Genomic DNA, 20,912 nt, shown 5'->3' with positions numbered 1-20,912 from the left:
GCACGCGGCAATCGTGGATCGATCACCGCATACCGCGGCGATGCGCGGTGCCCCCGGTCGGACTCGAACCGACACTTCGACTCTTTTAAGGAGTTGGCCTCTACCTTTGGGCTACGGAGGCGGCTGCTGGTCGCGCGCCCGGGCCGGTTCCGGCGGCCGGCCGCGGCAAGTGACCATTCAAATGCCCACCGTGGCCACGGTGCCGCTTTCCGTGGATTCCGCGATCGGGCATGGAGTCATCTTGCCCTAGAGTTCGCCGCGGCTTCAGCGAATATCCCGGCTGGGCCGGAAAAGGACGACCGATGGGATGGGCGTCCGCGGAATGGTAATGAATGCCCGGCGGCGCGCCGCGCCCGGCCTTGCCGGGGTATCCCCGCGCGCCGGTTCAGGCGGTCACCTTGTCGAGGAAGGCGTGCAGGTTGGCCCGCGTGCGGGCGACCTTCTCGTCCACGGTCAGGGACTCGTCGAGGTCCCCGCCCACCGCGGCCTGCCGCTTCCCGCGCAGGTAGAGCGAGCAGGCGAGGTCGGTGCAGAGGTACTGGCCGACCGTGTTGCCCTGGCGTCCCGCCTCGCCCGTCCGCCGCGCGGTCATCAGGGCGACGCCGCCGCCGGTCCGGGTGGTCAGGCACAGCGAGCACAGGCTGCGCGCGGTGAAGCCGCGGGACGTGCCGGACGTCCCGCGCAGCGCGATCCCGACGAGGCGGCCGCCGCGGTCGGCGACCAGGTAGGCGCGCTCGGGCGCCCCGGGATCTCGCCAGCCGAGGAAGTCGAGGTCGTCCCAGGGGCGCTCGCCGAGATCCTTGGGCAGGCCGAGCCGCCGTGCCTCGCCCTTGGAGCAGTTGACGAAGGACGTGCGGATGTCGCGCTCGGTGAGGGGTCGCATGCCCGCGACGCTAGTCTGCCTAGAGGTATTAGGCAAATACTTAATCTACCTAGGGTCAGGAGGGCGGGCGGCCGGTGAGGCGGGTGGTCAGGGCACTGGCGGCGGTGCGGGTGTGGGCGGCGAGGCCGGGCCAGGTCTCGGGCGGGTGGCGGTCGCGGCGGAACGTGACGGTGACGGCGGCGGTCGGGTGTCCGGTGTGGTCGAACGCGCAGGCCGCGATGCTGGCGAAGCCCTCGGTGATGTAGCCGTCCTCGGACGACCAGCCGCGCCGCGCGTCCTCGGCCAGGACGCGGCGCAGCTCGCGCAGGGACGCCGGGCCGCGGCCGGTGCGGTTCACGAAGCGGCCCGGGAACAGCGCGCGCACCTGCGCGGGCGGCAGGTGCGCGAGGAGGGACAGGCCGCTCGCGGTGAGCTGGGCGGGCATCCGGACGCCGACGTCCGTGACGAGCGTGGCGTGCCGGGGCGGCTGCTCCTTGAGCAGGTAGAGGGTCTCGGCGCCGTGCAGGACGCCGAGCTGGGCGATCTCGCCGACGCGGTCGACGAGCCGGCGCAGCAGGGGGCGCGCGAGGCGTTCGAGCGGTTCGTGGCGCAGGTAGGCGGAGCCGATCTCGAAGGCGGCGACGCCGAGGCCCCAGCGGCGCTCCTCGGGGATGGACGTGACGAACCCGTCCTCGGCCATCGCGGTGAGCAGGTGGTACGTGCTGGAGCGGGGCAGGTCCAGGGCGCGGGCGATCGCGGAGGCGGGCAGCGGGCCGGGCGCGGCGGCCAGCAGGCGCAGCACCGCCAGCGCGCGGCGGGCGGCGGGGACCTGGCTCATGCTCGCATTGTCTCGTATCTGAGACGGATGTGGCCGCCCGGCCCTGCCTGCGGCGCCCCCTGGCGGGTGGAATCGTGGGTATGGGTTTCGTCATGGGAGACACGAGTGTTCGGGTCGGTCCGGATCCGCTGTCGTTCGAGCAGGTCGTGGCGGTGGCGCGGGACGGCGCGGCGGTCTCGCTGACGGACGAGGCGCTGACGCTGATCGGGGAGTCGCGGGCGCACATCGAGGAGCTGTCGTCGCGCCCGCTGCCGGTCTACGGGGTCTCGACGGGGTTCGGGGCGCTCGCGACGCGGCACATCCCGCCGGAGATGCGGGCGCAGCTGCAGCTCAACATCGTCCGGTCGCACGCCGCCGGGTCCGGGATGGAGGTCGAGCGCGAGGTCGTCCGGGCGCTGATGCTGCTGCGCCTGCACACCCTCGCGACCGGGCGGACGGGCGTCCAGCCGGTCACCGCGCGGACGCTCGCCGCGCTGCTGAACGCCGGGATCACGCCGCAGGTGTTCGAGCACGGCAGCCTCGGCTGCTCCGGCGACCTCGCGCCGCTCGCGCACGTCGCGCTGGCGCTGATCGGCGAGGGGCAGGTGCGGGACGCGGCCGGCGAGCTGCGGCCCGCGGCCGAGGTGCTCGCCGAGAACGGCATCGCCCCGGTCATGCTGGGCGCCAAGGAGGGCCTCGCCCTGCTGAACGGGACGGACGGCATGCTCGGCATGCTCGTCCTCGCCATCCGGGACCTGCACAAGCTGCTGACCGCCGCCGACGTCGCCGCCGCGATGAGCGTCGAGGCGCTGCTCGGCACCGACCGGGTGTTCGCCGCCGACCTGCAGGCGCTGCGGCCGCATCCGGGGCAGGCCGCGTCGGCGGCCAACCTGCGGGCGCTGCTCGCCGACTCGGAGATCATGGAGTCGCACCGCGGCCCGGACTGCACCCGCGTCCAGGACGCCTACTCGCTGCGCTGCTCGCCGCAGGTCAACGGCGCCGCCCGTGACACCCTCGCGCACGCCGAGCTGGTCGCGGGGCGGGAGCTGGCGTCCGCCGTCGACAACCCCGTGGTGCTGCCGGACGGGCGGGTCGAGTCCAACGGCAACTTCCACGGCGCGCCGATCGCGTACGTGCTCGACTTCCTCGCCATCCCGACCGCGGACGTCGCGTCGATGTCGGAGCGGCGCACCGACCGGATGCTGGACAAGGGCCGCTCGTCCGGGCTGCCCGCGTTCCTCGCCGACGACCCCGGCGTCGACTCCGGCCACATGATCGCCCAGTACACGCAGGCCGCGATCGTCTCCGAGCTGAAGCGGCTCGCCGCTCCCGCGTCCGCCGACTCCATCCCGAGCTCGGCGATGCAGGAGGACCACGTGTCCATGGGCTGGAACTCGGCCCGCAAGCTGCGCCGCGCCGTGGACGGCCTGACGCAGGTGATCGCGATCGAGATCCTCACCGCCGCGCGGGCGCTGGACCTGCGCACCCCGCTGCGTCCGGGACCCGCGACCGCCGCCGTCGTCGCGAAGCTGCGCGAGGCCGTCCCGCCGCCCGGCCCGGACCGCTACCTCGCGCCCGAGATCGCCGCCGCGACCGCCCTGGTCCGGGACGGCTCGCTCGTCGCCGCCGCCGAATCCGTCACCGGCCCCCTCTCCTAAGGAGCCCGCACATGTCCGGTCCCCGTCCCGTCCGCGCGCCGCGCGGCACGAAGCTCACCGCCGCGAAGGGCTGGCCGCAGGAGGCCGCCCTGCGGATGATCCAGAACAACCTCGACCCGGAGGTGGCCGAGCACCCCGACGACCTCGTCGTCTACGGCGGGTCGGGGCGGGCGGCCCGCAGCTGGGACGCCTTCGACGGCATCGTCCGGTCCCTCGCGGACCTGGAGGGCGACGAGACGCTGCTCGTCCAGTCGGGCAAGCCGGTCGGGATCTTCCGGACGCACGAGTGGGCGCCGCGCGTGCTGATCGCCAACTCCAACCTGGTGCCGCAGTGGGCGACCTGGGAGGAGTTCCGCCGGCTGGAGTCGCTCGGGCTGACGATGTTCGGCCAGATGACCGCCGGGTCGTGGATCTACATCGGCACGCAGGGCATCCTGCAGGGCACCTACGAGACGTTCGCGGCCGTCGCGGAGAAGCGGTTCGGCGGGACGCTCGCCGGGACGATCACGCTGACCGCCGGGCTCGGCGGGATGGGCGGCGCGCAGCCGCTCGCCGTCACGATGAACGGCGGCGTCGCGATCTGTATCGAGTGCGACCCGTCCCGCATCGAGCGGCGCGTCGAGCACCGGTACTGCGACGTGAAGGCCGGCTCGCTGGACGACGCGCTCCGGCTCGCCGAGGAGGCGCGGGAGGCGCGGCGGCCGCTGTCGATCGCGGTGCTCGGCAACGCCGCCGACCTCGTCCCCGAGCTGCTGCGGCGCGGCGCGCCGATCGACATCGTCACCGACCAGACCAGCGCGCACGACCCGCTGATGTACCTGCCGAGCGGTGTCGCGTTCGACGACATGGCCGCCGAGCGCGACAAGGACCCGGAAGGCTTCATCGCCAAGGCCCGCACGTCGATGGCGCGGCACGTCGAGGCGATGGTCGGGTTCCAGGACGCGGGCGCCGAGGTGTTCGACTACGGCAACTCGATCCGCGGCGAGGCGCAGCTCGCCGGGTACGCGCGCGCGTTCGAGTTCCCCGGGTTCGTCCCGGCCTACATCCGGCCGCTGTTCTGCGAGGGCAAGGGTCCGTTCCGGTGGGCGGCGCTGTCCGGCGACCCGAAGGACATCGCGCGCACCGACCAGGCGATCCTCGACCTGTTCCCCGACAACGAGCCGCTGACCCGGTGGATCCGGATGGCGGGGGAGAAGGTCCACTTCCAGGGCCTGCCGTCGCGGATCTGCTGGCTCGGCTACGGCGAGCGCGACAAGGCCGGCGAGGTCTTCAACGACCTCGTCGCGCGCGGCGAGATCAGCGCGCCGATCGTGCTCGGCCGCGACCACCTCGACTGCGGTTCCGTCGCCAGCCCGTACCGGGAGACCGAGGGCATGAAGGACGGCTCGGACGCCATCGCCGACTGGCCGCTGCTGAACGCCATGCTGAACACCTCGTCCGGCGCGACGTGGGTGTCGATCCACCACGGCGGCGGCGTCGGCATCGGCCGCTCGATCCACGCCGGGCAGGTCTGCGTCGCCGACGGGACGGCCCTCGCGGGCGAGAAGCTCCAGCGCGTCCTGACCAACGACCCCGGCACCGGCGTCATGCGGCACGTCGACGCCGGCTACGACCGCGCGGCCGAGGTCGCCGCCGAGCGCGGTGTCCGCATCCCGATGCAGCAGGGCTGATGGGCTTCGATGAGATGTGGCGGGCGCTGCTGCCCGTCGGGCGCGACGCCGCCACCGGCGGATACCACCGGTTCGCGTGGACTCCGCCTGAGCTGGAGTGCCGCGCCTGGTTCGCCGACGAGGCGCGCCGCCGCGGGATGCCGCTGGAGCACGACCGCAACGGCAACATGATCGCCTGGTGGTACCCCGGGGACGGCACGCGCGACGGTGCCGTGCTCACCGGCAGCCATCTCGACTCGGTGCCCGGCGGCGGCGCGTTCGACGGGCCGCTCGGGATCGTGTCCGCGTTCGCCGCCGTCGACCTGCTGCGCGAGCGCGGCGCGGCGCTGCGGCGGCCCGTCGGGATCGCCGCGTTCGCCGAGGAGGAGGGCGCCCGGTTCGGGGTCGCCTGCCTCGGATCGCGGCTGCTGGCCGGCGCGATCGACCCGGCCCGGGCGCGGGGGCTCACCGACGGGGACGGGCGTACGTTCGCCGAGGTCCTGCACGGCGCCGGGCTCGATCCGGACGCCATCGGGCCCGACGACGACCTGCTCGGGCGCGTCGGCTGCTACGTCGAACTGCACGTCGAGCAGGGGCGGGCGCTCGCCGAACCGGTCGGGGTCGCGAGCTCGATCGTCCCGCACGGGCGGTGGCGGTTCGGGTTCGCGGGCGAGGGCAACCACGCCGGGACGACCGCGCTCGCCGACCGCCGCGACCCGATGATCCCGTTCGCCGGGATGGTCCTCGCCGCCCGCGACGCCGCCGAACGCAACGGGACGGTGGCGACGGTCGGGAAGGTCCGCGTCGTCCCGGGCGGGGTGAACGCGATCGCGTCGTCCGTCACCGCCTGGCTCGACGCGCGCGGGCCCGCCGACGGCGCCGTCCGCAGGACCGTGGACGAGGTCGGCAAGGCCGCACGCGAGGCCGCCCGCCCGCACCGGGTGACGGTGGAGGTCGCGGAGGAGTCCTACACCGAGATCGTCGACTTCAACCTGGCCCTGCGCGACCGCCTGGTCAGGACGCTCGGCGGGGCGCCCGTGCTGCCGACCGGCGCGGGACACGACGCGGGCGTCCTGTCCGCGCGGGTACCGGCCGCGATGCTGTTCGTCCGGAACCCGACCGGCGTGTCGCACGCGCCCGCCGAGCACGCCGAGACCGCCGACTGCCTCGCCGGGGTCGAGGCCCTCGCGGCGGTACTGGACGACCTGGCCCGCGGGTAGGGAACCCGATATGCAATGGCATGCCCAGTTCGCCTGGCTCGGCGACGGGGTGGCGGCCGACGTCCTCATCGAGGCCGACGGCGAACGGATCACGCGCCTGGCGCGCGGGGTCCCCGCCCCGCCGCACGCCCAGCACCTGCCCGGCCTCACCCTGCCGGGCCTCGCGAACGCGCACTCGCACGCGTTCCACCGCGCCCTCCGCTCCCGCGTCCAGATGAACAGAGGGACGTTCTGGACATGGCGCGAGCAGATGTACAAGGTCGCCGACCGCCTCGACCCCGACTCCTACCGGGCGCTGGCCAGGGCCGTGTTCGCGGAGATGGCGCTCGCCGGGATCAGCTGCGTCGGCGAGTTCCACTACCTGCACCACCGCCCCGGCGGCGCACCCTACGACGCGCCGAACGCGATGGGCGAGGCGCTGATCGCGGCCGCCGCCGACGCGGGCATCCGGATCACGCTACTGGACACCTGCTACCTCACCGGCGGCATCGGCAAGCCGCTCCAGGGCCCGCAGCTGCGGTTCGGCGACGGCACCGCCGGGAACTGGGCCCGCCGCGTCGACACCCTCTACGAGCAGACCGACAAGGCGGGCCGGTTGCACGCCCGCGTCGGCGCCGCGATCCACTCGGTCCGCGCCGTGCCGCGCGAGCAGGTGCGGGCCGTCGCGTCCTGGGCGAAGGAGCACCGCGCGCCGCTGCACGTCCACCTGTCCGAGCAGCCCGCCGAGAACACCGCGTGCCTCGACGCGTACGGCGTGACGCCCGCCCGCCTCCTCGCCGAGGCCGGCGCCCTCGGCCCGCTCAGCACCGCCGTCCACGCCACCCACCTCACCGACGACGACATCGGCCTGCTCGGCGCCACCACGACCGGCGTCTGCATGTGCCCGACCACCGAACGCGACCTCGCCGACGGCATCGGGCCCGCCCGCGGCCTCGCCGACGCGGGCGCGCCCATCTGCCTCGGCTCCGACCAGCACGCCGTCATCGACCTGTTCGAGGAGGCCCGCGCCGTCGAGCTGGACGAGCGCCTCCGCACCCGCGTCCGCGGCCACTGGACGGCCGGCGAGCTGCTCGCCGCCGCCACGTCCAACGGCCACTACGCGCTCGGCTGGCCCGAGGCGGGACGCCTCGAACCCGGCGCCTACTGCGACCTCGTCACGGTCGCGCTCGACTCCGTCCGCACCGCCGGCGCCGGGCGCGCGCACGCCGCCGAGGCCGCCGTCTTCGCCGCCACCGCCGCCGACGTCCGGCACGTCGTCGTGTCCGGCCGCCAGATCGTGCACGACGCCCGGCACCTGCTGGTCGACGACGTGCCCGCCGCGCTGGCCGCCGCCGTCGAGTCCGCCACCCGCGAGGAGCCCGCTTGAGCACCGCCATCACGAACATCGGGGAACTCGTCACCAACGACCCGGGGCGGGGCGACGGGCCGCTCGGCATCGTCCGGGACGCCGCGCTGGTGATCGAGGACGGCGCCGTTGCGTGGACGGGCCCCGCCGCCGAGGCGCCCGCCGCCGACGAGGTCTTCGACGCCGCCGGGCGCGCCGTCCTCCCCGGGTTCGTGGACTCCCACGCCCACCTCGTCTTCGCCGGTGAACGCGCCGAGGAGTTCGCCGCCCGGATGAGCGGCCGCCCCTACGCCGCCGGAGGCATCCGCACCACCGTCGAACGCACCCGCGCCGCGTCCGACGACGAGCTGCGCGCCAACCTCCGCCGCCTGGTGGACGAGATGGCCCGGCAGGGGACGACCACCGTCGAGTGCAAGTCCGGGTACGGCCTCACGGTCGAGCAGGAGGAACGCGCCGTCCGCATCGCCGCCGAGGTCGCGGACGAGGTCACCTACCTCGGCGCGCACGTCGTCCCGTCCGAGTACGGTGACGACACCGCCGGCTACACGCGCCTGGCCGCCACCGGCATGCTGTCGGCCTGCGCGCCCCACGCCCGCTGGGTGGACGCCTTCTGCGAGCGGGGCGCGTTCGACGCCGACCAGGCCCGCGAGGTCCTGCAGGCCGGGATCAAGGCCGGGCTCATGCCCCGGCTGCACGCCAACCAGCTCGGCGAGGGCCCCGGCGTCCGCCTCGCCGTGGAGCTCGACGCCGCGTCCGCCGACCACTGCACGTTCCTGAGCGGCGCGGACGTGGACGCGCTCGCCTCGTCCCGCACCGTCGCGACGCTGCTGCCGGGCGTCGAGTTCTCCACCCGCCAGCCCTACCCGGACGCCCGCCGCCTGCTGGACGCCGGCGCCACCGTCGCCCTCGCCACCGACTGCAACCCCGGCTCCTGCTACAGCTCCAGCATGGCGTTCTGCGTCGCCGTGGCCGTCCGCGACATGCGCATGACCCCCGCGGAAGCCGTCTGGTCCGCCACCGCCGGCGGTGCCCGCGCCCTGCGGCGCACCGATGTCGGGCACCTATCCGTCGGCGCGCGCGCGGACGTCCATGTGCTGGACGCCCCGTCGCACATCCACCTCGCCTACCGCCCCGGCGTCCCGCAAACATTTGCCGTATGGAAACGAGGCCATCGGGTAGGTGCCTCCGGGTAACCGACCCCGGGAGGCAACGGAATGGCCGAGTTCCTGACGGACATCAAGACCCTGCGCGAGCGCGCCCGCCAGGAGATCGACAAGGGCCCGATCACCGAGGCGTACGGCGCCGACGTCACGCGGGTGATCCAGGTGTGCAACGAGGCCCTCGCCACCGAGATCGTCTGCACGCTGCGCTACAAGCGGCACTACTACACCGCCACGGGCATCCACGCCGAGGCCGTCGCCGGCGAGTTCCTCCAGCACGCCGCCGAGGAGCAGCAGCACGCCGACCAGCTCGCCGAGCGGATCGTCCAGCTCGGCGGCGAGCCCGACTTCGCGCCCGACACCCTCACCACCCGCTCGCACGCCGAGTACGACGACAGCCGCGACCTCGTCGCGATGATCAAGGAGGACCTGGTCGCCGAGCGCATCGCGATCGCGTCCTATACCGAGATCATCCAGTGGCTCGGCGACGGCGACCCCACCACCAAGCGCGTCTTCGAGCAGATCCTCGCGCAGGAGGAGGAGCACGCCGACGACCTGCGCGGCATGCTCGAACGCCTGCCGGCTGTATGACCGCGATCCCGGCCCAAGGGTCTCGCCTGGCGGCTCGGCCCTTGACCGTGCTCGGGCGAGCGCGACCTCGCTTCGCGAGCTTCCCGGTGGGGCTCGCCTCCGGCTTCACCCCACCGGTCAGATAACGCGCTCGCGCGGCGGCTCAGGTCCGCGAAACGCCTCAGAGGCCTCAGAGGGGCAGGTAGCGGCGGTTGACCCTGATCAACGGCCTCTGGTCGCGGGCGACGTAGTCCGTGGCGAGGACCTCGGCGGTGAAGAGGGTGTGGTCACCGGCCTCGATGCGCTGGCACGTCTCGCATTCGAGGGCGGTGACGCCCGACTCGGGGATCAGGGCGCCGGACGCCTCGCCGCGGTGGTGCGGCTCGCTCGCGAGGAGCAGCCGGGCGCTCGGACGGCCCTCGGCGGCGAAGCGTCCGGCGAGGGCCCGCTGGCCCGCGCCGAGGACCGTCGCCGCCCAGCGGTCCGCGCGCGACAGCACCTCCGCCAGGTAGGACGAGGACGCCACGCCGGCCAGCACCATCGGCGGCTCCAGCGACACCGACATGAACGAGGTCACCGTCGTGCCGAGGTCGTCGCGGCCGTCCCGGACGGTCAGCACGACGACCCCGGTGGCGAACCCCGCGACCGCCTCGACGAAATCGCTGCTCAGCGGATCTCCCAGGAGCCGGGCAGGGTGAGGGGGCCGGCGGACGGGAGGCCGAGGCGGGCGGCGAGGCCGCCGAGCGAGCCCCAGCCGTCGAACCGGGCGGACGCGGCCGTGCGGTCCTCGCTGGACTCCGGCGGGCGCAGCCGCTCCAGCGGCGACGTGTGCGGGTAGGAGCGGACGGGCGCGTCGGCGGGCAGCCCCGCCTTCTTGCGGGCGAGGTCGAGCGCCATGTCGATGCCGCCCAGCTCGTCGACGAGGCCGCGGTCCCGGGCGTCGGCGCCCGTCCAGACCCGGCCGCGGGCCAGCTCGTGCACGCGCTCGCGGGACAGGTCGCGGCCCTCGGCGACCTTCGCCGTGAAGTCGTCGTAGATCTTGTCGAGGGAGGCGTTGATGCGCTCCCACTCCGAGTCGCTGAAGTCCTTGGTGGCGCTGAACATGCGGGCGTGGTCGCCGTCCGCGACGGACCCCAGGCCGATGCCGATCCGGTCGAGCAGGTCGTTCACCACCGCCTTGCCGACGACGACTCCGATCGAGCCGGTGATGGTGCCGGGCTGCGCGACGATCGTGTCGGCGGCCATCGAGACGTAGTAGCCGCCGGACGCGGCGACGTTCCCCATCGAGACGACCACCGGCTTGCCGGCGCGGCGGGCGAGGACGACCTCCCGCCAGATCGCGTCGGACGCGACGGCGGACCCGCCGGGGCTGTTGACGCGGAACACGATCGCCTTGACCCGGTCGTCCTTCACGGCGGCGCGGAACGCGGCGCCGACGGTGTCGGAGCCCATCGCGGGGCCGGAGTTCGGCAGCGGGCCGCCGCGGCCGCTGCGGCCGAGCCGGATCGGGCCCTGCCCGTTGATCAGCGCGACGACGTCCTGGCGGCCCGGCTGCGGGATGCGGCGGGCGAGGCCGTGCGTGCGGTTGTAGCGGGAGACGTAGCGCAGCTGCGCCTCCGCGCCGAACTCCTTGCGCAGGAAGGCGTAGACCTCGTCGCGGTACCCGAGGTGGTCGACGAGGCCCTCCTCCAGCGCCTCGCCGGCGAGCAGCGGGCCGCGGTCGGTGAGGTCGCGGACCTTGTCCTCGGGCAGGTCCCGGGCGGCGGCGATGCCCGCCGTGATCTGCTCGCCGAGCGAGGTGACGAGCCGCTGGGACGACTCCTCGTGCTCAGGCGTGTACGCCTTCTCCATGAAGGTGTTCGCCATCGTCTTGTACTCGTACCGCTTGGCGAACCGCGGCTGCACGCCCGCCTTCTCCAGCGCGCCCGCGAAGAACGGCTCCTCCAGCGCGACGCCGGTCAGCCCGACCTCACCGGTCGGCTGCAGGTACACCTTGTCGAACCCGGTGGCGAGGTAGAACGGGACGGTGCCGTGGCCGCCCTCGCCGAACGTCTCGGCCCAGGCGACGGTGAGCTTGCCGGCGTCCCGCAGCGCCCCGACCGCCTCGCGCAGCTCCTGCGCGAGCGCCAGCCCGACGCCGCCGGTCACCTTCACCACCAGCGCCTTCACCCGGTGGTCGGAGCGGGCGCGGCGCAGCCCGTCGAGCACGTCGCGCAGGTTCGTCCGGCGCATGGACATGATCGCCGAGATCGGGTCCGCGGGCGCGGTCTCCACGATCCCCTCGGTGAGGTCCAGCTCCAGGATCAGCGGTGCCGTCCGCCGGTCCCGGGCCTGCTTGATGACGTTGACGACGGTTCCGGGATCCACCATGGCCCCAGCCTATGCGTTCGCCCGCGGCCCGCCCCACTCGCGCTTGAAGGCCCTACTCGCGCTTGAAGGCCCTACTTGCGCTTGAAGGCCTTGTTCGGCAGGACACTGGCGGACGCCTGCGCGACGGGGCGGCCCTGCGCGTCGCTGATGACGGCGTTGGCGACCATCCGGGTGCTGCCGGGGTGCACGCACGTCCCGGCGACCGTGTAGGTCTCGCCCGCGCGGACGCCGCGCAGGTAGTCGACGTTGAGGTTGAGCGTGAGCATCGGCATGAAGTGCTCGCAGGTGCTGCTGCCCGCGAGGCAGACGGCGTTGTCGAGGATCATGGCGATGTAGCCGCCGTGGACGGTGCCGCCGGGGTTGCAGAGCTTCTCGGCGGGCGTCCAGGAGATGTCGACGCGGCCGGGCTCGGCGGACGTGATGACCTGCCCGATGTGGTCGTTGATGTCGGAGATCTGCGGGAACGTTCCGTCGGCCATGGCCTGGATCAGCTCGGCGCCCGTCAGGGTGTCCCACATCCGGGCGGTCTCCTCGAAGGCCGCCGGTCCCGCCTCGACGCTCAACTCGTGTCTCCCCTGATCATGCGACGTCTCGCACCGAATGGTATTCGGCGTACCGTCCGCGCGGCACTGTGCCCTTCGTCACCGGGCCGCCTCAACCGACCTTGTGGAGCGTCCCCGACGTGGTGCCGATGCCGGTCGAGGTGTACCGCAGGCCGCCGGACACCTGTTCCAGCGACACCGGCCCGCCCGTACAGAACCCGGCCGAGCCGGTGCTGCGCACGGCCGTCTCGTCGAAGTCGACCTTCGAGCCGGAGACGCCGGAGACCGTCAGCCGGGTCTGGCAGCCCCACCGGGGGTACTCGGCCGTCCCGCCGTCGCTCCCGCCGGCCAGGTGCACCGTCACGGTGGTGCTGGCGTCGCCGATGGTGATGCCGCCCTTCTGCGTCAGCGTGCCCTCCCACGTCCCGCCGAACGCCGCGGGCAGCGCCCCGCCGCCCCCGCCCGAGCCGTTCCCGCCCGAGCCGTCCCCGCCGCCGGACGTCGACGGGGAGGTCGCAGAGGACGAGGAGCTCTGGGCCGGCGAGTTGTGGGACGACGCGGTGACCGGCGAGTCAGAGCCCCCGCCCTTGTTCAGCAGGATGACGGCCGTCGCGCACGCGATGGCGAGGACGACGGCGGCGGCCGCCCCGACGATGACACGGGTGTTCCTGCCCCCGCCGCGCCGGTCGTCGGCGGGCGGCGGTCCGGGGACCGGCGGCTGGGGGTGCGGCTGCGTGAGGTTCCGCGACGGAGACGGGTCCGTGGCCGGCCCGGACGGGAACGAGCCCCCGCCGGCATCCGGGCCAGGCGCGGGCGGGACCGGCACCGGCGGACCCCCGTAGGGCTGCTGCGGCCGGGTGATGTCCGGCGCGGGACGCGAGGTCGGGTCGATCAGCCGCATCGCGAGGTCGCGGGAGGACGGCCGCCGGTCCGGGTCCTTGGCGAGGCATTCGGAGAGCAGGGGGCGCAGCGCGTCCGGCACCCCGGTGAGGTCGGGGTCGGCTGTGGCGATCCGGTGCATCATCGCCTCGACCGTCACCGCCCCGCCGAACGGCGGGCGCCCCGTCGCCGCGAACACCATCGTGCCCGCCCACGCGAACACGTCTGACTTCACCGTCGGCGGATGGTCGCGCAGCCATTCGGGGGCGAAGTAGGCGGGCGTGCCGACCATCTGCGTGCGGGTCTCGGCGTCGACCGCGCGGGCGATCCCGAAGTCGACGACGCGGGGGCCGTCCGGGCCGAGGAGCACGTTCGCGGGCTTGAGATCGCGGTGCACGATCCCGGCGGCGTGGATCGCGGCCAGCGCGCTCGCGGTGTTCACCGCCAGCCGCTGCAGGTCCCCGCCGCGCAGCGGACCCGCGTCCGCGACGCGCTCCTGCAGCGACGGCCCGTCGACGAACTCGCTGGCGACATAGGGCAGCGGGCCCTCGGCTGACGAGTCGAGCACCGCGGCGGTGGCGAACGGCGCGACCTGCCGCGCCGCGGCCATCTCGCGGGCGAAGCGCTCGCGGGCCCGCGCGTCGGCGTTCTTCAGGACCTTCACGGCGACGCGCTCGCCGGACGGCCCCTCGCCGAGGTAGACGACGCCCTGCCCGCCCTCGCCGAGCCGTCCGGTCAGCCGGTAGCGGCCGATGGCGCGGGGATCGTCGGGAACGAGGGGCAGAGCGGGCATCTTCGGCTTCCTCCGGCATGGGGGACCTGCGTCGGCCCCCCGAACGACGGCACCACCGTACTTCGGTCACCGAGCGGATATCGTCGGCTCATGGGCGATGGGGACGGCTGGGCCGATTGCGACCAGGGGCACACGCACTGGGGACGGTACGGCGCGGCGGGCCTGCTGGCCTACCACCGCGACGCGGAAGGCCAGATGTGGATCCTGTTGCAGCAGCGCGCCTGGTGGGGTCTCGGCGGCGGCACATGGGGGATGTTCGGCGGCGCCATCCACAGCCATGAGGACGGGGTGACGGGCGCCCTGCGGGAGACGAGCGAGGAGTGCACGCTCGACACCGCGCTCGTGCGCGTGCGCGGTACCCGCGTCGAGGACCACGGCGGCTGGGCGTTCACGTCCGTGATCGGGGCGCTCGACGAGAAGGTGCACGTGAAGCCGGCGTCGCGGGAGACGCGCCGCGCCGAGTGGGTCCGCGTGGAGGAGGTCGAGGACCGCAAGCTGTTCGCGCCGTTCGAGCGGTCGTGGCCGCTGCTGCGGGACGCGATGAAGGGCCTGGTGCTCGTCGTGGACGGCGCGAACGTCGTCGGGTCCCGGCCGGACGGCTGGTGGAAGGACCGCGCGGGCGCGAACGCGCGGCTCCGCGACTCGCTGAAGGTGCTCGGCGAGGGGGTGCGCGGCGTGCCGCCCGGCCTCGTCGCGTTCGACCGCTGCTTCCCGGAGGTCGTGCTGGTCGTCGAGGGCGCGGCGCGGCCGGTGGCGGACGAGCCGGCGGACGGCGTGCGGGTGGTGGCGGCGCCGGGCAGCGGCGACGACCACATCGTCGACCTCGTCCGGAACCCCGAGCCCGACACCGAGTACCTGGTCGTGACGGCGGACCGGGGGCTGCGCGCCCGCTGCGAGGCGGCCGGCGCGCACGTCACCGGTCCCCGCTGGCTCCTCGACCGGCTCGAACGGCGCTGACCGCGGGGGACCGGGTCAGCGGTCCGAGACGCGGTGACCGGCGTCGCGGAGGGCCTGCGTCGCGTCCTTCAGCCGGTGGTCGGGGACCAGGACGAGGTCGGCGTGGTACGTGGAGGCGACGAACACCGGCACCCCCGCGTCGGCGAGCGGCCCGACGACCGCGGCGAGCATGCCGGGCAGGTCCAGGCCGTGGCCGGCGTCGCCGTAGAAGCCGACCCAGCGCTCCGCCTCGGTGAACGGCGACGCCTCCCGCACGACCGTGAGGCCCTCGGGGGCGCGGACCAGCGCGATCCACTCGTCGTCCTCGGGGAACGTCGCGTTCGGCAGGTGCTCCACCAGGAACTCGGACGGGACGATGTGCAGGTGCTGCGCGGCGCTCATGGCGCCACCCTAGAGCCCGGTCACTCCGGGACGAGCCACACGGCGCCGAGCGGCGGGACCCGCAGCACGGCCGAGGCCTCCAGCCCGTGCCAGGGCTCGGCGGTCGCCTCGACGCGCCCGAGGTTCCCGACGCCGCTGCCGCCGTACTCGTAGGCGTCGGTGTTGACGACCTCCCGCCAGCCGCCCTCCTTCGGCAGGCCGATGCGGTAGTTCTCGTGCGGGTTGCCGGCGAAGTTGACGACGCAGGCCATCACGGGCGGCTCGCCGTCGTCCTTGGACGTCCCGTACCGCAGGTAGGAGAGGGTGTTGCCGCCCGCGTCGTTGCCGTCGATCCAGCGGAACCCCTCGTGGTCGCTGTCGCGGGACCACAGCGCGGGCTCCTCCCGGTAGGCGCGGTTGAGCTCGCGGACGAGCTTCTGCAGCCCGAGATGCAGCGCGCCTTCGGCGGCGTTGTCCAGCAGCCACCAGTCGAGCGGGCGCTCCTCCGCCCATTCGGCGCCCTGCCCGAACTCCTGGCCCATGAACAGCAGCTGCTTGCCGGGATGCGACCACATGTAGGCGAGCAGGGCGCGCAGCCCGGCGAACCGCTGCCAGGTGTCGCCCGGCATCTTGCTGAGCAGCGACCCCTTCCCGTGGACGACCTCGTCGTGCGAGAGCGGCAGCACGTAGTTCTCCGAGAACGCGTACACCAGCGAGAACGTGATCTCGTTGTGGTGGTAGTGCCGGAACACGGGCTCGTGGCGGAGGTACTCGAGGGTGTCGTGCATCCAGCCCATGTTCCACTTGAACCCGAAGCCGAGGCCGCCGAGATGCGTGGGGCGGGACACGCCGGGCCACGCCGTCGACTCCTCCGCGACCGTGAGGACGCCCGGGTTGCGCTTGTAGACCGTCGCGTTCATCTCCTGGAGGAACGAGATCGCCTCCAGGTTCTCGCGGCCGCCGTAGACGTTCGGCGTCCACTCGCCCTCGTTGCGCGAGTAGTCCAGGTACAGCATCGAGGCGACCGCGTCCACGCGGAGCCCGTCGACGTGGAACTCCTCGATCCAGAACGACGCGTTCGCCACCAGGAAGTTGCGGACCTCGGCGCGCCCGAAGTTGAACACCAGCGTGCCCCAGTCGGGATGCTCGCCGCGGGCCGGGTCCTCGTGCTCGTACAGGGCGGTGCCGTCGAAGCGCGCCAGCGCCCACTCGTCCTTGGGGAAGTGCGCGGGCACCCAGTCGATGATGACGCCGATACCGGCCTGGTGCAGCTTGTCGACGAGGTACCGCAAGTCGTCCGGCGTACCGAAGCGGGAGGTCGGCGCGTAGTAGGACGTCACCTGGTAGCCCCAGGACGGCCCGTAGGGGTGCTCCGCCACCGGCAGGAACTCCACATGGGTGAACCCCATGTCCTTCACGTACGAGGTCAGTTCCTCGGCTAGCTCGCGGTAGTCGAGCCCGGGACGCCACGAGCCGAGGTGTACCTCGTACACGCTCATCGGCTCGTGCACCCACTCGCGCTCCTTGCGGGCGTCCATCCAGTCGCCGTCGCCCCACGCGTAGGACGAGGTGTAGACGCGCGACGCGGTCGCCGGCGGACGCTCGGTGTGCTGCGCCATCGGGTCGGCCTTGGTGCGCCACTGCCCGTCCGCGCCGAGGATCTCGAACTTGTAGCACATGCCGTCGCCGACGCCCGGGACGAACAGCTCCCACACGCCCGTGGAGCCGAGCGACCGCATCGGGTGCGCGCGGCCGTCCCAGTGGTTGAAGTCGCCGACCACGCGCACCCCGCGCGCCGTCGGCGCCCATACGGCGAACCCGGTGCCCGACACCGGTCCGAACGCCGATGCGTACGTCCGCACGCGCGCCCCCAGCGCGCGCCACAGCTCCTCGTGCCGGCCCTCGCTGATCAGATGCAGGTCGAGCTCGCCGAGCGTCGGCAAATGCCGGTACGGGTCGTCCTGCACGGTCTCGATGCCGTCCCCGTACGTCACCGCCAGCCGGTAGTCGGGGACCGCGAGGGGCGCCTTGCCCTCGTCGCCGCCCGCCAGCGACGCCGACTTCGGCAGCGTCCCGGCGAACACGCCCTCGTGGAAGTGCCGCAGCGGGTGCCGGTCCCCGTTCGGCAGGACGACCTCGACCTTCTCCGCGAGCGGGCGCAGCGCCCGGACGGTCACCCCGTCCCGGCCCGGATGCGCCCCGAGGACGCCGTGCGGATCGTGGTGGTCGCCGCCGACGAGCCGGTCGATCTCCGCGCGCGTCACCCGTGCCATGACGTCATGGCCTCCTCGCCTGGGGTTCCGGGGTCCGGGGCCGTCCCCGGGAACAACACTGATGCCGTTTCCCTGTAGGAGTGCCCTGAGATCGGCCGAACTCACATGGCGGAGCGAGGCGGATTTGCGACCGCATGGACGGCACGACACTTTGTCGGGGGTCGCGCCGATTGCGCCGTCCATGCGGTCACGTCTACCTGGCCCCAGGGGTGACGGCGACCCCGCCGCCCTGGGATCCATTCCTGTGTCACCTCAGCGACACAGGTACCTTCCGTACCGGAGCGTTCCGGCCCGGTCCGCCCCCGCCCGCGGACCGGGCCGCGCCGCTCCCCGCGACGTCCCATCGCGGCCGCCTCACCCGTCCCCGCGCGCCTGCTCGAGCAGCAGCTCGCGCAGCCCCGCCGGATCGTCCGCGGCCACCGTCATCGCACATCCCGCCTGCAGTTGCGCGTCCGTCAGATCGCCGCTCCGGGTGGCGTACCAGCGCCCGGCGTCGCTCCGCCAGACCTGCCAGCCCGGAAACTCCCCCTCGATGGCCGTCTTCAGATCCTCGAAGTCGCCCATCAAGGTCGTCCTTTCCCCGAGGCGGCTCTTCTGTATACAAAAGTCTTACTCGGTCTGAGAGGTGTCAAGCTGTCCGTAAGCGGACCATGCCCCCGCGGATAGCGGCCCGCTAGGTATGAGTGACGGGGAGGAGGGGTGAAATCGAACGCCGCATCGAATGACCACTGCGTCGAATGACCGGGGGCGCGCCTGAACGAAGGGGAGGTGACGCCGGTGCCGGACCGTCCCGCCTACCTGCGCATCGCCGACACGCTGCGAGAGGGGATCCGGGACGGCAGCCTTCCGCCGGGGACCCGGCTGCCGACCATGGCGGAGCTGTGCGCCGCGCACGGCGTCTCGGAGATCGTCGTGCGGCAGGCGGTCGCGCTGCTGCGCACCGAGGGGCTCGTCGAGACGCGCCGCGGCGGCGGCACCGTGGTCCGGGTCGTGCCGCCGGCCCGCCGCGTCGCGATGGAGCGCTACCGCGCGGTGACCAGGCCGCTCGCGGTGCCCGAGACCACCTTCACCCGCGACCAGAAGATCAGCTGGCAGGAGTACGGGCTCGACAAGGAGTTCACCCGTGTGCGCGCGGACGACGACCTGGGCGCGCTGTTCGAGCTGCCCACCGGCACCGAGCTGCTGCGGCGCCGGTTCGTGTTCTACGCCCGCGGCGAGCCGCAGCAGATCTCCGTCAACTACCTGCCGTGGAACCTCGTCGGCGGCACCCCCGTCGCCGACCCGGAGCGCGAGCCGTGGCCCGGCGGCACGCTCGCGCAGCTGGCCTATCTCGGCCACCCGCCGACCCGCGTCGAGGAGTCGGTCCGCTCCCGCATGCCGACCCCCGAGGAGGCCGAGACGCTCCGCATGGGCGGCGGCGTCCCCGTCATCGCCATCACCCGCCGGATGCTGTCGCGCGCCTCGGTCATGGAGGTCTGCCGCGACATCGTGCTGCCCGCCGACCGCGTCGTCCTCGACTACTCCATCGACCTCTGAACCGGGCCGCGCCGGCCGGCCGGACCCGGGTCGTGCCAGCCCGGCCGGCCGGAGCGCGCCGGCCGGGGGGCGCGTCAGCCGGCCAGGTGCTCCAGCGAGCGCAGCGGAACCGGCAGCCAGGACGGCCGGTTCCGCGCCTCGTACCGGATCTCGTACACCGCCTTGTCGAACTCGAACGCCCGCACCAGCGCCGCGTGCGCGGCCGGGTCGGGGCCGCCCGCCGCCGCGTACCCGGCGCAGAACGCGGCCCGGTTCCGCTCCGCCCACGCCTGGGCGCGCAGCTCCAGCGCCTCCGCCGCGCCCGGCGCGAGGCTCCCGTCCGAGGCGATCAGGAACCGGGCCGCGTACTCGAACGAGCGCAGCATCCCGGCGACGTCGCGGAGCGGATGCGCGGGCGCGCGCCGCTCCGCGGGCGCCCGGGCGGGCTCGCCCTCGAAGTCCAGCAGCACCCAGCCGTGGTCGGTGCGCAGCACCTGCCCGAGGTGGTAGTCGCCGTGCACCCGCTGGAACGGCAGCTCCGCGCCCGCGGCCGCGAGCTCGCCGAACGCCGCGCGGACGGCGGCGGCGTGCGGGCGCAGCTGCGGGACGGCCGCGGCGACCGCGTCGAGCTGCTCGTTCATCCCGTCGGCCAGCGCGCGCAGCCGCTCGGCGGGCACGGTCGTCACCCCGAACGCGCGGGCCAGGTCGCGGTGCACCTGTGCGGTCGCGGCGCCGAGCCGCTCGGCCTCGGCGGCGAAGTCGCCGCCTGCCGCGCCCGCGTCGTCCGGGGTGACCGCGGCCGGCGGGCCGGGCGGCAGCGGCTGCGCGAACCAGTCGCGGACGCTGGTCAGCGCGAGCTGCCACCCGTCGGTGGCGGTGCGCAGGTACTCCGACAGCAGCGCGAGCGTGACGGGTTCGCCATCGCCGCCGTCGCCGCCGGGCGCGAGCTCGATCCAGCCGTGCACGGCGGGGATGTGCTCGCAGCCGGCGCGGGTCAGCGCGAGGTTGACCTCCAGGTCGGGGTTCACGCCGGGCGCCAGCTTGCGGAACAGCTTGCACATGTACGCGTCGCCGAAGATGAGCGAGGTGTTGCTCTGCTCGGCGGTGGACGGGGCGCCGTCCAGGTCGGTGCGGATGCCCGTGCCGGGCGCGCGGCGGAACCGCAGCGGCCCGATGACGGACTCCCCGGCCATGTGGGCGAGCAGCGGCCGGGTCAGCTCGGGGTCGTGGGCGGCGTCGTAGGCGTGGCCGGTGATCCCCGTCGCCCCGGCGAGCAGCCCGATCTCGTGCGGCCGCAGCCGCTCGGGCAGGTCGCGGCGGACGCCGAGGAGGACCTGGTAGTGCTCGGTGGCGCCGTTCTGGCGGACGTCGAGGACGAGGTGGTGCAGGCCCGGGTCACCGGTCCGCAGCTCGGTGGCGGTGCCGATCGCGAGGTCGTCGATGGGGCTGTCCTTGCCGCCGAACCACCGCTGCCGGGGCAGCCAGCCGGCCAGCAGCCGGACGAGGGACGGGTCGCCGCCGCGGCCTGGACCGCCGGGCACGGCTACCTCACCCTCTCGTCGCCCGGCTCGTCGGGCGGGGGCGGCAGCAGGAACCAGTAGAACCCGTGGCCGGGCAGGGTGAGCAGGTAGGGGAGTTCGCCGATCGCGGGGAACTGCACGCCGCCCATGCACTCGATCGGCGTCGATCCGCGGAACCGCCGCAGGTCCAGCTCCACCGGCTGCGGGAAGCGCGACAGGTTGTTCACGCACAGGACCGTGTCGGTGCCGCCCCACTGGTTGGTGTCCCCGTTCCCGATCTCGCGGGTGAAGGCGAGGACGGAGGGGTTGGAGGCGGATAGTTCGACGTAGGTGCCGACGCCGAAGACGGGGTGGCGCTGCCGGATCTCGATCATCTTGCGGGTCCAGTGCAGGAGGGATCCGGGGTTGTTGACCTGGGCTTC

19 protein-coding genes and 1 tRNA gene are annotated in these 20,912 nt (G+C 73.8%); 8 read left to right on the top strand and 12 right to left on the bottom strand.

Annotated elements, in window-relative coordinates; genetic code table 11:
* Window positions 1-48 precede the first annotated feature (48 nt).
* From AB0C78_RS43740 to AB0C78_RS43730, 3 genes are all read right to left on the bottom strand, one after another.
* A tRNA-Leu gene (locus AB0C78_RS43740) sits at window positions 49-121 on the bottom strand.
* Window positions 122-385: 264 nt separating this feature from the next.
* Window positions 386-883, bottom strand: a complete 498-nt coding sequence (locus AB0C78_RS43735) for an FBP domain-containing protein (protein ID WP_360760251.1) — start codon at window positions 881-883, stop codon at window positions 386-388.
* A 55-nt stretch (window positions 884-938) separates the two neighbouring features.
* Complete coding sequence (locus tag AB0C78_RS43730) at window positions 939-1,700, bottom strand: IclR family transcriptional regulator (RefSeq protein ID WP_360760248.1); 762 nt, start codon at window positions 1,698-1,700, stop codon at window positions 939-941.
* Between the two features lie 92 nt (window positions 1,701-1,792).
* Between AB0C78_RS43730 and hutH the strand changes: the two genes are divergently transcribed.
* The 6 genes from hutH to AB0C78_RS43700 are packed head-to-tail and all read left to right on the top strand — an operon-like array spanning window position 1,793 to window position 9,302.
* Window positions 1,793-3,337, top strand: coding sequence for a histidine ammonia-lyase (hutH, locus tag AB0C78_RS43725; RefSeq protein WP_360760245.1), 1,545 nt, complete (start codon window positions 1,793-1,795; stop codon window positions 3,335-3,337).
* Between the two features lie 11 nt (window positions 3,338-3,348).
* Window positions 3,349-5,007 (top strand): urocanate hydratase, encoded by a 1,659-nt coding sequence (hutU, locus tag AB0C78_RS43720; RefSeq protein ID WP_360760242.1) that lies wholly within the window; start codon window positions 3,349-3,351, stop codon window positions 5,005-5,007.
* Window positions 5,007-6,206, top strand: a complete 1,200-nt coding sequence (locus tag AB0C78_RS43715; protein WP_360760239.1) for an allantoate amidohydrolase — start codon at window positions 5,007-5,009, stop codon at window positions 6,204-6,206. Before hutU ends, AB0C78_RS43715 begins: the two co-directional genes overlap by 1 nt.
* Before the next feature lie 10 nt (window positions 6,207-6,216).
* The gene (locus AB0C78_RS43710; protein ID WP_360760236.1) at window positions 6,217-7,572 is read left to right on the top strand and encodes a formimidoylglutamate deiminase; all 1,356 of its coding nucleotides are present in this window, start codon (window positions 6,217-6,219) and stop codon (window positions 7,570-7,572) included.
* A complete protein-coding gene (gene hutI, locus AB0C78_RS43705) occupies window positions 7,569-8,744 on the top strand; it encodes an imidazolonepropionase (RefSeq protein ID WP_360760233.1) in 1,176 nt (391 codons plus the stop codon). The genes AB0C78_RS43710 and hutI overlap by 4 nt, the downstream gene beginning before the upstream one ends.
* Before the next feature lie 21 nt (window positions 8,745-8,765).
* Window positions 8,766-9,302: a DUF892 family protein gene (locus tag AB0C78_RS43700; RefSeq protein WP_360760230.1), complete on the top strand. Its 537-nt coding sequence runs from the start codon at window positions 8,766-8,768 to the stop codon at window positions 9,300-9,302.
* Between the two features lie 169 nt (window positions 9,303-9,471).
* Here the strand turns inward: AB0C78_RS43700 and AB0C78_RS43695 are convergent, their stop codons facing one another.
* The 4 genes from AB0C78_RS43695 to AB0C78_RS43680 form a co-directional block, all read right to left on the bottom strand.
* Window positions 9,472-9,963 (bottom strand): flavin reductase family protein, encoded by a 492-nt coding sequence (locus AB0C78_RS43695; protein WP_360760314.1) that lies wholly within the window; start codon window positions 9,961-9,963, stop codon window positions 9,472-9,474.
* On the bottom strand, window positions 9,948-11,651 hold the full coding sequence (gene sppA, locus AB0C78_RS43690) for a signal peptide peptidase SppA (RefSeq protein ID WP_151540142.1): 1,704 nt from the start codon (window positions 11,649-11,651) through the stop codon (window positions 9,948-9,950). Before sppA ends, AB0C78_RS43695 begins: the two co-directional genes overlap by 16 nt.
* A gap of 71 nt (window positions 11,652-11,722) precedes the next feature.
* Window positions 11,723-12,214, bottom strand: coding sequence for a PaaI family thioesterase (locus AB0C78_RS43685; protein WP_225991570.1), 492 nt, complete (start codon window positions 12,212-12,214; stop codon window positions 11,723-11,725).
* A 91-nt stretch (window positions 12,215-12,305) separates the two neighbouring features.
* Entirely contained in the window at window positions 12,306-13,865 is a 1,560-nt protein-coding gene (locus tag AB0C78_RS43680; protein ID WP_360760225.1) for a serine/threonine-protein kinase, read from the bottom strand.
* 90 nt (window positions 13,866-13,955) lie between these two features.
* Here AB0C78_RS43680 and AB0C78_RS43675 point away from each other — a divergent pair, with 90 nt between their 5' ends.
* Window positions 13,956-14,822: an NUDIX domain-containing protein gene (locus AB0C78_RS43675; RefSeq protein ID WP_360760222.1), complete on the top strand. Its 867-nt coding sequence runs from the start codon at window positions 13,956-13,958 to the stop codon at window positions 14,820-14,822.
* A gap of 15 nt (window positions 14,823-14,837) precedes the next feature.
* Here AB0C78_RS43675 and AB0C78_RS43670 read toward each other — a convergent pair whose 3' ends face one another.
* The 3 genes from AB0C78_RS43670 to AB0C78_RS43660 all read right to left on the bottom strand — a co-directional run bounded on the left by AB0C78_RS43670 (window position 14,838) and on the right by AB0C78_RS43660 (window position 18,019).
* The gene (locus AB0C78_RS43670) at window positions 14,838-15,203 is read right to left on the bottom strand and encodes an ACT domain-containing protein (protein WP_360760219.1); all 366 of its coding nucleotides are present in this window, start codon (window positions 15,201-15,203) and stop codon (window positions 14,838-14,840) included.
* A gap of 20 nt (window positions 15,204-15,223) precedes the next feature.
* Window positions 15,224-17,455: a 1,4-alpha-glucan branching protein GlgB gene (glgB, locus tag AB0C78_RS43665; protein ID WP_360760216.1), complete on the bottom strand. Its 2,232-nt coding sequence runs from the start codon at window positions 17,453-17,455 to the stop codon at window positions 15,224-15,226.
* Between the two features lie 354 nt (window positions 17,456-17,809).
* A complete protein-coding gene (locus AB0C78_RS43660; protein WP_151540147.1) occupies window positions 17,810-18,019 on the bottom strand; it encodes a hypothetical protein in 210 nt (69 codons plus the stop codon).
* A gap of 213 nt (window positions 18,020-18,232) precedes the next feature.
* Between AB0C78_RS43660 and AB0C78_RS43655 the strand changes: the two genes are divergently transcribed.
* Window positions 18,233-18,991 carry a GntR family transcriptional regulator gene (locus tag AB0C78_RS43655; protein ID WP_360760212.1) on the top strand — a complete coding sequence of 253 codons (759 nt, stop codon included), beginning with the start codon at window positions 18,233-18,235 and terminating at the stop codon, window positions 18,989-18,991.
* A 74-nt stretch (window positions 18,992-19,065) separates the two neighbouring features.
* On the opposite strand, the gene AB0C78_RS43650 is transcribed toward AB0C78_RS43655, so the two are convergent.
* Window positions 19,066-20,511 carry an aminoglycoside phosphotransferase gene (locus AB0C78_RS43650; RefSeq protein WP_360760209.1) on the bottom strand — a complete coding sequence of 482 codons (1,446 nt, stop codon included), beginning with the start codon at window positions 20,509-20,511 and terminating at the stop codon, window positions 19,066-19,068.
* A 2-nt stretch (window positions 20,512-20,513) separates the two neighbouring features.
* A partial coding sequence (locus tag AB0C78_RS43645; RefSeq protein WP_360760206.1) for an alpha-glucosidase C-terminal domain-containing protein occupies window positions 20,514-20,912 on the bottom strand: 399 nt, incomplete at its 5' end.

The organism is Actinomadura sp. NPDC048394 (assembly GCF_040651755.1).
Classification (GTDB): domain Bacteria; phylum Actinomycetota; class Actinomycetes; order Streptosporangiales; family Streptosporangiaceae; genus Spirillospora; species Spirillospora montaniterrae.
The sequence above is the reverse complement of the archived record's forward strand: the minus strand, read 5'-3'. Positions and strand labels throughout refer to the sequence as shown.

Coding starts and splice junctions, on each gene's coding strand:
- AB0C78_RS43735 (WP_360760251.1), bottom strand. CDS start 883: ATGCGACCCCTCACCGAGCGCGACATCCGCACGTCCTTCGTCAACTGC.
- AB0C78_RS43730 (WP_360760248.1), bottom strand. CDS start 1,700: ATGAGCCAGGTCCCCGCCGCCCGCCGCGCGCTGGCGGTGCTGCGCCTG.
- hutH (WP_360760245.1), top strand. CDS start 1,793: ATGGGAGACACGAGTGTTCGGGTCGGTCCGGATCCGCTGTCGTTCGAG.
- hutU (WP_360760242.1), top strand. CDS start 3,349: ATGTCCGGTCCCCGTCCCGTCCGCGCGCCGCGCGGCACGAAGCTCACC.
- AB0C78_RS43715 (WP_360760239.1), top strand. CDS start 5,007: ATGGGCTTCGATGAGATGTGGCGGGCGCTGCTGCCCGTCGGGCGCGAC.
- AB0C78_RS43710 (WP_360760236.1), top strand. CDS start 6,217: ATGCAATGGCATGCCCAGTTCGCCTGGCTCGGCGACGGGGTGGCGGCC.
- AB0C78_RS43700 (WP_360760230.1), top strand. CDS start 8,766: ATGGCCGAGTTCCTGACGGACATCAAGACCCTGCGCGAGCGCGCCCGC.
- sppA (WP_151540142.1), bottom strand. CDS start 11,651: ATGGTGGATCCCGGAACCGTCGTCAACGTCATCAAGCAGGCCCGGGAC.
- AB0C78_RS43680 (WP_360760225.1), bottom strand. CDS start 13,865: ATGCCCGCTCTGCCCCTCGTTCCCGACGATCCCCGCGCCATCGGCCGC.
- AB0C78_RS43675 (WP_360760222.1), top strand. CDS start 13,956: ATGGGCGATGGGGACGGCTGGGCCGATTGCGACCAGGGGCACACGCAC.
- AB0C78_RS43670 (WP_360760219.1), bottom strand. CDS start 15,203: ATGAGCGCCGCGCAGCACCTGCACATCGTCCCGTCCGAGTTCCTGGTG.
- glgB (WP_360760216.1), bottom strand. CDS start 17,455: ATGGCACGGGTGACGCGCGCGGAGATCGACCGGCTCGTCGGCGGCGAC.
- AB0C78_RS43660 (WP_151540147.1), bottom strand. CDS start 18,019: ATGGGCGACTTCGAGGATCTGAAGACGGCCATCGAGGGGGAGTTTCCG.